7 protein-coding genes and 1 pseudogene are annotated in these 12709 nt (G+C 45.8%); 6 read left to right on the top strand and 2 right to left on the bottom strand.

Features of this window, described 5'->3' with window-relative positions; all coding sequences use genetic code 11:
- Positions 1-27: 27 nt before the first annotated feature.
- On the bottom strand, positions 28-1908 hold the full coding sequence (locus C2M24_RS09435; RefSeq protein ID WP_105214475.1) for a hypothetical protein: 1881 nt from the start codon (positions 1906-1908) through the stop codon (positions 28-30).
- 317 nt (positions 1909-2225) lie between these two features.
- Here C2M24_RS09435 and C2M24_RS09430 point away from each other — a divergent pair, with 317 nt between their 5' ends.
- Positions 2226-3704 carry a cytochrome-c peroxidase gene (locus C2M24_RS09430; RefSeq protein ID WP_105214473.1) on the top strand — a complete coding sequence of 493 codons (1479 nt, stop codon included), beginning with the start codon at positions 2226-2228 and terminating at the stop codon, positions 3702-3704.
- 15 nt (positions 3705-3719) lie between these two features.
- On the opposite strand, the gene C2M24_RS09425 is transcribed toward C2M24_RS09430, so the two are convergent.
- Complete coding sequence (locus C2M24_RS09425) at positions 3720-5675, bottom strand: GGDEF domain-containing protein (RefSeq protein ID WP_105214471.1); 1956 nt, start codon at positions 5673-5675, stop codon at positions 3720-3722.
- 259 nt (positions 5676-5934) lie between these two features.
- Here C2M24_RS09425 and C2M24_RS16005 point away from each other — a divergent pair, with 259 nt between their 5' ends.
- From C2M24_RS16005 to C2M24_RS16230, 5 genes and pseudogenes are all read left to right on the top strand, one after another.
- Positions 5935-6432: a hypothetical protein gene (locus tag C2M24_RS16005; RefSeq protein WP_158683747.1), complete on the top strand. Its 498-nt coding sequence runs from the start codon at positions 5935-5937 to the stop codon at positions 6430-6432.
- A gap of 127 nt (positions 6433-6559) precedes the next feature.
- A complete protein-coding gene (locus C2M24_RS09415; protein WP_105214467.1) occupies positions 6560-8287 on the top strand; it encodes a class I SAM-dependent methyltransferase in 1728 nt (575 codons plus the stop codon).
- Positions 8288-8630: 343 nt separating this feature from the next.
- A pseudogene (locus C2M24_RS09410) lies at positions 8631-9025 on the top strand (ISAs1 family transposase); the annotation flags it as partial.
- A gap of 414 nt (positions 9026-9439) precedes the next feature.
- Complete coding sequence (locus C2M24_RS16235; RefSeq protein WP_267894374.1) at positions 9440-10657, top strand: STY4851/ECs_5259 family protein; 1218 nt, start codon at positions 9440-9442, stop codon at positions 10655-10657.
- Positions 10654-12708: an STY4851/ECs_5259 family protein gene (locus C2M24_RS16230; RefSeq protein ID WP_267894373.1), complete on the top strand. Its 2055-nt coding sequence runs from the start codon at positions 10654-10656 to the stop codon at positions 12706-12708. The genes C2M24_RS16235 and C2M24_RS16230 overlap by 4 nt, the downstream gene beginning before the upstream one ends.
- Position 12709: the final 1 nt, after the last annotated feature.

The following is a 12709-nucleotide window of genomic DNA, read 5'->3' as shown; positions in this document are numbered from 1 at the left end:
AGCTTCTGCTCGGCTTTTTTATTCTATTTACTCAACTTTATTGAGCAGTCTTAGGCTCTGATATGAGTAGTCACTTGCACCACTTTTTACGGCAAAGCTGTAACTAAAGAGGATCTGACCACCTTCGCTGTGCAGCGGACGTAGCGAACGCATAAAATACACTGCCTCCGGAGTCGCCAGCGTCTCGGTATAACATTCATCATAGTTTGTAGCAGTAGGGCAATAATAGTTTGAGATAAACTGAATTCTGCCTTCTTCATCAAGCTTCCATAGGTCTCGTCCACTGTAGAGCTCATTCAGGTTTGGCTGATAATTAAAGAGCTCGCTATAATTGCCAAAGCCGTCGCTGTGCAACCACATATAATTAGTGGTGTCTTTGCTATCCAAGCTGGTGAATGCATCCTGATGCTGGTATATGCCGATAACATCGCTCAGCGTGTTAGCCGATGCCAGGTTGGTATCCACTTCCATAAAGGGGTAGGCAAGATAACTTTCTGACTCTGCAAAATACCGAGCTGCCCAGGTTCTCTCTCCATTACTAAAGAAGCTGTATTCCGTGGTCGTTGTTCCATCATTTACAGCCAGGATATCCGCGCCCTGAGTCAGTGTGACAGTGCGTTCCTCACTTTGCTTGGTTTTAGGGCTGTAAATTTTCGTTTTAGCCTTGCTCGCCGACTCCAATGTCAGGACCGTACCACCAATCAAATACTCTTCTTCACCAATTGTGGTCGCCTCCGTAATAAAGCGTCCCGAGTAACTAGCACCGGTCGCCAGCGCCGGCGCAGAGATCTTATCTACCTTGCTATAAATGAGCACATCCGCCTGCGGCATGAGCGCGTCTTCTAACTCACTCGGATTAAGCAAGCTGATACCTTGAGATTCTGCCTTTAAATCATTGTAGTGCAGTAACTCAATGGCTAAGCCTTGCTCCGTTTGCGCCAGTACTTTAATGCCGTCTATATGATGGGTAAAAAATAATTCCACATAGTTATAATCGATATCATAGAATGACCTCGAAAAATCCTCTGAAAGAGTAGGAATAACCAGCCGATTACCTTCTATTTGGGTATTGATAGTCGTGCTATTGAAGTCTTTCCCTTTTATTCTTGCAAAGAATACAGGCAGGCTGGCTTTGTTGGTGCTTGGCGCAAGCTGGCCGACCCCATAATAGCTTGATGGCTCGTCGATGAAGAAATAGCTCGGTTGTAACTCAGGGTGAACCGTTTTATTTAAATTCATAACGGTTTCTGTTTCACCCGTGCTCAGCACCACACGAATCTTATCCTGCTCTTGAGCAACAACTTCGAATTCCAGCGAGTCATATTCTGTGCATGATAGACAGGCATATTTTTTGATATCTGTAGTAAAACCTGTGTCACTCACTTCATAGGAAAAATGATGGATATCACCATTGGCATCGGTCATAACCCCGTTGTTGCTTTCGGTGAATGCTAAAGAATTGCCGTTAGCAGGGTTAGTCCATAAACCTTCAAGTACCCCATCTCCAAGCGCAATGTCTTGCCATTTATCTGGGTTATCCCCTACGGTTAATGTCAGTTGATAATCGACACTGGCCTTGCCATCGCTTACTTGTAAAGTAACTGCGTGTTCGCCAATATCAAAAAAGCCTGGAGCTAAGGTTAAGGTGAGCTGCGAATTTGCTACCTCTGTGTTTAACCACGCAGGTTTATCTGCGACCGAAACCGAGATGGTGTCGCCATCGGCATCGGCTAGATTTAATACTGCTTGGTATTCTGCGGCGGCTTTTACATCGTAAGTGAGGGGGCCGCTAAGCGTCGGGGAAGTGTTTTTGTTTATCGGAGTCGGGGTCGAATCGTCATTATTGTCCGAGCCCCCACAACCTACGAGCGTGGCAGAGATCAGGGCAGCTAAGGTGAGCTTTTTCATGGATAATTCCCTTATTGTTGTTATTTATTTGTAATAATCATGTAATTATGTCATTTTTTTAGGGACGAATTCTAGTCATTTATTCCGCTTTTTCCCCTTACATAGTGCATAGCCTAGTTATATTTTAACTAGGTATAGGTATAAACCCTCCCTCAAATGCCAATATAGCGCCTTGTGTAATGTTAAGTAATGTTAATAGAGGTGCACTTGGGATATCATGCCCGCATTCTGAACGCCTGCTATCTAGCTTGCAGCATGCTTGATGTGTAGCCTGGCGTAGCGAAGCAATAATAAATCCAATTAATGAGAATAACGCAATGACAACAAAAACAGCGCTGCCTCTGGCCGTGTGCTTTATGCTGAGTGCCTGTGATTCCAGCGATACTCAAACCCAGGAGCCACCCGCCGTTGAGGTCTCTGCGGTAGAAGTCGAGCTGCAAAGCCTGATCGCCACAGACAAGATTGCCCCCTTAGCACCACCGCAAGAGGCCGTCGCCATTGACAGCCCGATGGCACAACTCGGCAAGCAGCTATTTTTTACCAAGGCGCTCAGTGGCAATTTAGACACCGCCTGTGCCAGCTGCCATCACCCCAATTTAGGCGGTGGCGATGCCTTAAGCTTGCCGGTGGGCGTGGAAGCGCTGCAGCCCGACCTGCTTGGGCCGGGTCGTCTTCATGATGCCAACGGTTATCACCATGATGGCGGGCCCACCGTTCCCCGTAACTCCCCCAGCACCTTTAACCTGGCATTTTATCAACGCACCTTGTTCCATGATGGGCGTATCGAAGTGCTAGATGAACAGGGCGATATGCGCACTCCAGACTCTTTGTTCGGCGAGCGTGATGATAAGGCCGGTGTTTCCCTGGCGCAGGCACAAGCGCGATTCCCGGTGACCTCAAAAGAGGAGATGCGTGGCTTTGACTTTGTTATTGATGGTAATAACGACGATTTACGTGCCGCTCTGCAAGCGCGTTTTCAGGGCAACACCGACGAGCTGGCCATCAACAATTGGCTGGAAGCCTTTCGTCAAGGCCTGGAGCAACCCGAAGGCAGTGCTGTTTCATTGCTGACCTTTGATAACATCACCCTGGCCATTGCCGCGTATGAAAACTCCCAGGTGCTTATAGACAACCCCTGGGCCGCGTATCTAAACGGCGAGCAAAATGCCATCAGCGAGCAAGCCAAGCGTGGGGCACTGCTATTTTACAAAACAAGCGAGCGGGGCGGCTTTGCCTGTGCCAGTTGCCATCAGGGTGGCTTTTTCACCGACGAGTCTTTCCATGTGCTGGCGGTGCCGCAAATAGGTCGTGGTAAAGGTGATGGCGAGTGGGGAGACGATGACTTTGGCCGTTATCGTGAAACCAAGGCGGCGGATGATAAGTATGCGTTTAGAACGCCGACCCTGCTGAACGTCACGCAAACCGGACCCTGGGGACACAGCGGCGCCTTTACCGAGCTCAGCGATATGCTTGTGCATCACCTGCAACCTCATCAAAGCATTGGCGATTATGTGCCCGATGACACTCAGCCGGGAATACAAATAGCGCATTGGCGAGACAACACCGAGCTGGCCTTGGCGCAACTCGACCGACTTCAAAGTGAGGGTAAGTCACAGTTGCAGCCACAGAGTTATGAGCCACAGCAAATCGAAGATTTATTGGCATTCTTGGCAACCTTAACCGATCCCTGCACACAAACACCCAGCTGCATGAACAAATGGGTCCCGAGCGAGAATGAACAAGACGCCGATGGTTTGCGCTTAAAGGCCTATGCTGACGACGGCAACTTGCTGTAATAGGGAGCGGCGGCGTTACAGCGAACTACTAATGACGCAGTTGCGCCGCAAGCGTTTGCCCTGATACAAACACAAGTCCGCCTGTTTAAACAAGGCATTAACCTGAGACTTGGTATACTCGGTGCTGGCTACCCCTAAGGTGGCGGTGATCTCGACCATCTCCTGATTAATGCAAATGCTGGCCTGAGCAATTTTCTCGCGGATTTTTTCCGCCACACTCACCCCTTGCTCCTGTGTGGTATTGGGCAGAATAATGGCAAACTCTTCGCCGCCAATGCGGGCCACGATATCGTATTTACGGATCACCGTATTGAGCAGCTGGGCCACGGTTTGCAGCACCAAATCGCCGCCATGATGACCGAAGTTGTCGTTAATTTGTTTAAACAGGTCAAGATCGAGAATGATCAACGCCAATGGCTGCTCTTCTCGCACCGCCTGGTCGAGGCGCAGTTGCAATTGCGCGAAGAAAAAGCGGCGATTATAAAGCCCGGTTAGGGGATCTGTGGTCGACTCTTTACGCAACCTCAGTTCCAGCAGCTTGCGCTCGGTTATATCTATCACCATGCCGGTCCACATAATGCCGCCGTCGCTTTGGCGCTGCGGAATAGCGTGGGCAAACAGCCACTTGTAGCCAACGCTCAGGGTGACTTTAAATTCACATTCGAAGTCTTCCAGCTTGGCCGCCGAGTGGACGATTTCCTCAAGCATATTCTCTCTGTCGCTGTGGGCCACCTTGCTCAACATGCGTGCCGGGTTTTGCAGCGCCTGCTCGGGTGTCACCTCGAAAATACGTTTTACTCCCTCACTGGCATAAAGAAAGTGCCAGGAGCGCGAGGCCGTCAGCACAAATTGATAGATCATACCCGGGATGATCTGTGCCAGGGCATCCATGCGCGTATGCAGGCTCATGTTCTCGGTTTTATCGAACAGTGAGCCAACCAGGGCATCCTCAGCGCCATTATTGCCTTTTGGCGCTTTAATGCGTTGGCTATGTTCGCACAGCCACACATAATGGCCCTGACTATGGCGAAAGCGGTAATCGCATTTACACACGCCTAGCGCTCCCTGGGCAAGCCAGTGATTATACTCCGCCTGCAGCGCTTCTCTGTCTTCCGGATGTATTTGCGCCAGCCACCAATGACTGTTGCGTTGTATGTCGGCGACCTTATAGCCGGTGATGCGCTCTACTTCGACCGACATATAGGTAAAGTAGCCAAGTCGATTGAGCGGGCTTTTAAACACCGCTGCCGGCAGGCTGTCGATAATGGAGTTAAGCTCGTTACGTACCTGCTGCAGCTCGTTAATGGTGTTGATGCGGTTGCTGATATCTATATGGGTGCCGGTGATCCACTCCGGCTGATTATTGGCTGTACGGGTGGCTACCCGGCCGCAATCCCGAACCCAAACCCAGTGGCCATCCTTGTGTTTTAAGCGCACCTCGCACAGGTAAACCTCGTCGTCACCGCAAAAGTGGCGCTCCAGGGCACTGTTGGAACGCTTGATATCATCTGGGTGGGCAAATTCCAGCCAAGTATCTATGGAGATGGGGGAGAGTTCTTCCAGGGTATAGCCGAGAATTTGCGCCCAGCGCTCGTTTAAGATCACTTCCCCGGTTTGATAGTTCCACTCCCAGGTCCCGGCTCGGGTGCTGTTGATAATGTTTTGCAGACGTTCGGCATTACTCAGTTGGTGGTAGCCGGACAGGCGTCTTTGCAGGGAAACCATAATATACGCCTGCTCACCGCTGCACACATGCAAGTCACCTTGATACTCACCGTTCTCGAATTCGGTCTTCACCCAATAATGCTCATCTAAAAGCAGGGCGCTAAAGTTCAGAGTTTCGACACTGGTACGAAACGCAAACTCGTCTATATGCAGGCCCAGGTAGCGCTGCAAATGACGAGGGAAGACAGCATTGCAAAGCCCGCCACAATCGAAAAGCAAGATGATGGTATTTTCATTGTTGCTCAAATTGGTTCCTACAACTGTTTAGCTAAGAGTTATCGAGCCGGATTCTTTAGTGTTAGTTGTTGGTAGTAGAGCTCGCGGTAGTAAGAAAAAAGTATAGTGTAGGGATTGATATCTGCGTAACTTTGTTCAGTTTTCATTAAGGAATTTTTGGCGTGTGTAAATAAATGTAAAGGACACGTTGGTTTATCTGGGGTTCATGGAATTGCCACTAGAGTAAAGATATTACAAAGAGGTCAACAGACCGAAAAAGGAGGTCCTTATGCGACTCACTACATTTGTTATCGGTGCGGCACTATTTTGTTTGGCACCCCTGGATGCAGCTCTGGCGAAACCCGATCACTTCGTACCGCCGGGCCAAGAGAAAAAACTGGTGAATCACGACGACCGTGATCACAAATATCGCCATGAAGGTGACAGAAAGCGGTATGACCGCCACGAGCGGGACAGAAAACGCCATGATAAACATCATAGTAAGCATAAAAGGGACCGCCACTATGACGGTCACCATGATCGCCGCTACTATGGCTATCATAAAAAGCATAAACGTAATCGTCACTACTACTGCGACCATTACAGCCATCGCCGCCATGACCGCTACTGGCGTGTAGGTCACCATATTGATTACGACCTATACCGTCACGGCAGAATACTGCGCCGCGACCGCCACGGCCATGTGATTGTTGATATGCACGGCGACATTTTCCGGGTACTGGAAAACAGCCTGGAGATAGTCGAAATCCTCAGCCGTCGCCATTAATTCATATATGCACCAGAACGCCCCTTGCGGGGCGTTTTTTTGTGCCAAGAAAAGTTTGCCGGCCTTTGTTATTGCTATTTGGTGTGTTACTTTTCCTTCATAACTATAAGTAGTAGAAAGGATTCTTTTGAGCGCTCAGTTTTATAACCAGCATGCTTCGCAATTGGCCGAGCAATACCTAAGCACCGATTTTGAAAAGGTACATGCGTCCTGGTTGCATCTGCTTAAACCGCTACTAAATAGACCACAATGTCGCATGCTGGATATTGGTGCGGGAGCCGGTCGGGATGCCTTATATCTGGCTCAGCACGGACGAGATGTTGAGGTATATGCGGTTGAGCCGGCGCAAATGCTTGCCGAGCTAGGCGCCAGACATACCAAAGACTATGCGGTTCATTGGCTAGAAGATTCCTTGCCGGAATTAGAAAGTATTACCAGCAAAGAAATCAGTTTTGACCTTATTTTGCTCAGTGCCGTTTGGATGCATATTCCCGAAGGGCAACGTCCGCGAGCGATCCGCAAGCTGGCAAACTTACTGAAACCGGGCGGCCGACTGGTTATCTCCCTGCGCCATGGGCAAGGAGAGGTGGAACGCAAAGAGCGTGGTATGTATCAGGTATGCGCCGATACGTTAAAGCAATTAGCAACGCAAGTTGGCTTACAGTGTATTTTGTGTACCGAGCTCCAAACTGACGAGCTCAATCGCGCAGATGTACATTGGCAAACAGTGGTACTGCGCTTGCCGGATGATGGGAGTGGCTCTTTTAGTTTAATTCGTCATGTAGCCCTCAATGATGGTAAATCTGCGACTCATAAATTGGCACTGATGCGGGTGCTGTTGCGCATTGCCGATGGTCACCCAGGAGCCGTGATACGCAGGGAGGACAATCGCGTCATTTTGCCCGCGGGTTTGGTCGCCTTGTATTGGTGTCATCAGTATAAGGATTTGATCGATCACTACGATCTGTATCAAACGCCCAACGCCAGTCCAAACATGGGGTTTATGAAAGACGATGGCTGGCATCTGTTGACGCACCTGAATGCGACCGACTACCGCGTTGGTAACCTTTTTGTTGGCGATGATGCGCTTGCCTTGCACAAAACCCTTTCTCATGCGGTGCAGAACATTCGCAATATGCCCTGCAAATATATTACCTTTCCCAACACCGAACAGTGCGTATTCGAGCTTGCGAGCCAAGTGGTTCGTGCCAAGGACACCCTGTTTTTAGACTTTGAGAGCCTGTGCCAATGGGGCGAGTTTTCCCTGCCCGAGCATGTTTGGACAGCTCTGAATCGCTACGCTTGCTGGATTGAACCCGTTTTGGTCAGCGAATGGGCGAAAACCATGGCCAGTTATCGCGGTAATGCGATTCACTTGGAGCAGCAGCCATATATCTTCTCCCAGGCATTAAACTGGCTTGACCCTAAACGCACGACCACAGAAGTGCGCCAGCGAGTGACCGATATGGCCGAAGAGGGGGATGCTATTCATTGTGTCTGGACGCAGCGTTCGCTGCAACAAGGCTTTGATGTTGATCACTGCATGCCTTTTTCACGCTGGCCAAACAACGATTTATGGAATTTATTACCGAGCACACCCAAAGCGAACAATGAAAAGCGCGACCGCCTGCCCAGTAATATCCGCTTGCATCATGCAGGAGAGCATATACGCCACTGGTGGCAACAAGCCTGGGAAACCGAGCAAGAGAGCGTACTTTCGCAGCGCTTTTTCGCCGAGGCCAACCTAGCGCTACCTGGCTTAGGAGTGGGCAATCGCTCGATAGACGACTTGTTTGCCGCTTTGCTATTGCAACGCGGGCGTTTACGTGAGTTGCAGCAGTTGCAGGAGTGGTAGTGCATTGAGCTAGTTGCGCCAGTTAGGGCAATAAGGTCACAATATAAACAGGCCATCAGGCTGTTTGTAAAATGCCCATTTATACAAAGGGTTGCTCTTTCTGCCAAAGGGGAGCTGTGATGGAGTGAGCTGATTTTGAGATTACCTGATGGAATTTACCCGCTGAGAGCATCGAATTCCTTTGGCACTTCAAGTGATAGACATTCTGAAAAACTTACACTTATATCAGCTCATGTAGAACACCTATTTCCTGGGGGTTGAAACCCTTGAACTCATAGGGCGGGATCGCACTTTGCGCAGATTTATGATCAAATAGTACTTTTCTAATTACTGGGCATTGCCAATGAGCTTGATCGAGCACCTGACTGTTGTTGAAGAAACGCATTCAGATATAACAAAAAGCATGATTTAGTCGATGTCAATTTCCTCGTGATTAGCGCTATCATGGCGGGTGCTGAGGGCTGGCATGGTATTCAGCTTTATGGTGAGTCAAGGCAAGTTTGATTACGGCAATATCGCCCGTTCAAACACGGTATTCCAAAGCGCCATACCATTGCTCTGATCCTCAAGTCCGTGGTGGCAGGGTCCCTGCTTGAGGCTCTGCTCAATTGGGTCAACAAACAGCGAAAAGCATCGGGTAAACAAATCATTGCGCTTGATGGTAAAGTACCGCGCGGGTCATATCGAGGCGATAGAAAGACAGCGTTACAACTTGTGACCGCATACGATACCGAAAACTGCTGGCTGGAGTCCAACGTTTAGAACCGAACTACTTTTTGGTTGAAATACAGGCAAAGTTAAATCCCGCCCTAGCGTGTAATAAAGTGAGATTGTTTTTATTGTTGGTTTTAATTTTTAAGCTGTTTATTTTTTGTACCTAGCATTAATTGTATGCTTTGTTAAACTAATGAAAATTTAGAGTGTAAATATTGTGTTGAAAGGGATTTTCAACAGCAAATTAGATGGACTTACCCACATAGTTTGCAAGCTTGTAACCTCCCTTTTTTGAACAAACTCTTTAACCTAACATCATTAAATTTGGTCAGTATCAAATACTGCGCAGCTATTTAATATATTTAGCTTTTATTAAGGCGAAATAACCACGATAGCGCGCATAAAAACTCAATTGCTCAGCCTAGAAAAGGATAAATAATGACCGTTTCAGATGAAGCCTTTGCAAGTAAAAATAAAGTAGAAAGTAGTAGTAACTTCATTAGAGAATTTTTAACTCAGCGTAATTATTTGGAAGCTAAGGGTTTACCTTTATTTAGCTATCATGCAACTGAAGTTGAGTACAAGCGTAATAAGGATCTTTTACGATTTAGAGCCCCTACAAGCTTGACTTTAAATGATCGAGATTGGTGTGCATGTTTTTGTTTGTTTAGTGCAGAGTGGTATCGAAGAGAATACCAAACAGGTTTTTCTTGGGCAGGCATTTTTGAGCAATTAGGCTACGAGCTCGATGCGAACCAAAGATCAAAAGTGATAGTGAAAGGATTAACGTTTTGGAAACGCCCTATAAATAAACACAGTGCCTATAGAAACGATTATTTAGGTTCGGTTTTTGCGGAAGGTGGCTTGCCATTTGCTCTTCTTGCAGCAGAAGGGAGTCGTTTTCAAAGTTTATTTAAAAGGTTGCTAAATGAATTTGACAGAGCAAAATCGTTTGGTCAGTCACCACTTCCATTTATTGAGCAACAACTCATCAAGTTGCCTGATGCTTTTCAAGCGCAAAGTACAGTTACACTTTTGCATGACATGGTGAGTAATTTGTATGGGTTAATTGATACCTACGAGTTGGAGAAGCAGTCCAATCCTGCCAAACATCTAGATAATCTTTTGCCCAAGTGGCGTAATAGTTTTCCTATCCCCTTGGATACACAATTGGGAGACGAGTTCCTATCTGTTTTATTAAGTTCTGCGACCCAGCAACGTAAAGTATCAAAGCTTGTAAGTGAGCGTTTGAGATTGACTCAATGGGTTAAAGGCACTGAAAGGCTAGCATTTAATTCAGAAATTACTGTGAGTAAGAAATTATCAGTTGATCTCAATAAACAAGACTTAACTGCACCAATTGTAGAAGTTTTGATATATGAGGGTGACAAGCAGATTGCTGACTTAGGCATGGCTAGAGCAGAACTAGTTAAGGAGCAAATAATACTGCACTTGCGTAAAACTAAAGTGACGTTTACGCGTGATGTTTATGAAGCGCCTTTAAAGTTAGTTGTAATGCAGGCTGGTAGAATACGCTTGAGTGAAGAAATCCCAAGATCTTGGTTGCCTTGTGATGAGATGCCACTATTACTTAATCAACAGGAACAACTGTCTGTCATTGGCTTAGGCAGCCATAGCAAAAAGCGGAATCCTTGACCGCTATAGTTGCAGACTCAGCCAAGGTTTTCGATGGCAATGCTCACATCATTAATGATTTTAGCGTTGAAAATTATCGTCTAATAACCTTTAGCGGTGAATTAAGCGTTAATTACTTTTCAGGTTCAAAAACAGATAGTTATGAGTTATCAACAAAGCTTGATAGCTTTCACAAAGAAGCGGTTCATATTTCTGGTGATATCTTTGAATTTGAAACTCTTACTGGTTACCCAGTGTATAAAGGGGTACCAAAAATCGCATGTGATTACCCCCATACCCAAATCTTAATCGGTGAAAATGATATAGCGCAATTGGGCAGTAGCAGTAATTTTTTCGGTAGACAAGTACTTAGAATAAAAGACGGTCAAAAAACTTTGTATCGTCGAAAACTGGCGATTTTACCAAAAGAATTCGAATTAGGTTTACATGCTGGCAAGAAATCGAATTTAGGATGTCTAACTATCCACAGTGATAAGCCATTTGTATATTCAATTTCTAAGGAGATAAAAAATAAAGCCGTTTTGATAAATGGAGGTAAACGAATTGAACTCGAAGCTGATGGAGCGCCACCGCCTTATTTTGACATGCATATTCAAGCCAATTTATTGTCTGAACCTATTACTCTAAAACTACCTTTTCCAAGTAAAGGCGCTTTGTTATTTGATGGTGCGGGACGTGAGCTCCCATACCTTATTTCTGTCGATAGTTTACTTGGAGCAAGGATTAATTTATTTAAAGAAGCTCATAAACCAAGTTCATTGTTTGAAATTGAGCTAAAAGCACCAACAAGTGCACCAGGTAATACTTCATATATCTTTCAATACAAGGTAGATAAGTTCGTTGAAGAAGTTAATCTTTTTGATTTACGTGAGAAAATAAAATCTCTTTTAGCAACGGCACAATCATCAGAATTAGATGAAGTAGTTCGTATGGTTATTAGTGGTGACGGGGTTCAAACTAAACAATATACAATTGGGAGGTATGCACTTTATGGCTCTAAAGAAAATAACTTATTAAGTTTTGAAGCAGATAAACAAGTCGATTTCTCAGGGCTTAAAGTTGAGCTTCTGAACTTAGCTAATCCTGAGCAGAATTGTGAAGCATTGACACAAAGGTCATCAGGGGAAGTGCATATAGGTAAGTTTGAACTTCCTTTGGTTGTTAAAACTCCTCATCTAGCGATCCCTTCACAAAATTCGACTTATCAATTCAGGCCTGTTTTCATTCCTGCATCACACAGTATTGATGCGCCACTACTGATTAAGTCATTAGGAAAAGCAGCTGAGCTTTATCATCCAGTACATAACAAATCAGCGTTTGATGCAGTGTTAGATCAAATGACTAATGACTTTGAGCATTCTGGTTGGGACTATTTTGATTGTCTTTTAGATAAATATGCCCATCTCCCAGCACCTACTTTTGAAGCATTTAAAGCGCTAGTTAAGCACCCTAAGTGTTTAACACTATTGCCTTTCGTGACTAAGTTAAACACTGAGCAAGTTATGCAGACAATACAAACAGAGTTTAATATTGTTTGGGAATTATTACCAATAGGCCAATGGAAGAGTGCTTTAAATAAATATGAGAACTACTTGGCTGAGTTAGGTATACCACAAATACTGGTTGATAAATACAAAAGTGAAAAGTCAAGTTCTATTTGCAGTTTTTTGGGGTTGCCTGAGTTTTTCACTTTAAAAAGCAGTAGTAAAAATATGTATTCGTTTTTGATTGATATTATGCGCGATGAGCTATTAAGAGATAACTCTGATTTAGGTATTCGTTGGCCTCAGCATTATCAATTACCACTGCAAGAGTTGGTTAATCATAATTATCCGCATTTAGTCCGGTTTAAAGTTCCAAATAAATTCCAGGCTGCTGTTATCTATTTCCCCATTGCAGCTGCAGTGGTTGCTGCAACAGATACAACATGGGAAGAAGTTCTTAGTACTGATTCCGTCAATTACTTCCTTTTAAGACAGTTGATGGAGTTTGACCGTAACTGGTTCGACTCAATTTATCAATGCGCTTTGTGCTTTTTTATTCAGGAGTAAA

Source organism: Pseudoalteromonas sp. T1lg22 (assembly GCF_002964645.1).
GTDB lineage: Bacteria > Pseudomonadota > Gammaproteobacteria > Enterobacterales > Alteromonadaceae > Pseudoalteromonas.
Note: the sequence above shows the minus strand (reverse complement) of the source record. Positions and strands in the feature narration are given on the sequence as shown.

Coding starts and splice junctions, on each gene's coding strand:
- C2M24_RS09435 (WP_105214475.1), bottom strand. CDS start 1,908: ATGAAAAAGCTCACCTTAGCTGCCCTGATCTCTGCCACGCTCGTAGGT.
- C2M24_RS09430 (WP_105214473.1), top strand. CDS start 2,226: ATGACAACAAAAACAGCGCTGCCTCTGGCCGTGTGCTTTATGCTGAGT.
- C2M24_RS16005 (WP_158683747.1), top strand. CDS start 5,935: ATGCGACTCACTACATTTGTTATCGGTGCGGCACTATTTTGTTTGGCA.
- C2M24_RS16235 (WP_267894374.1), top strand. CDS start 9,440: ATGACCGTTTCAGATGAAGCCTTTGCAAGTAAAAATAAAGTAGAAAGT.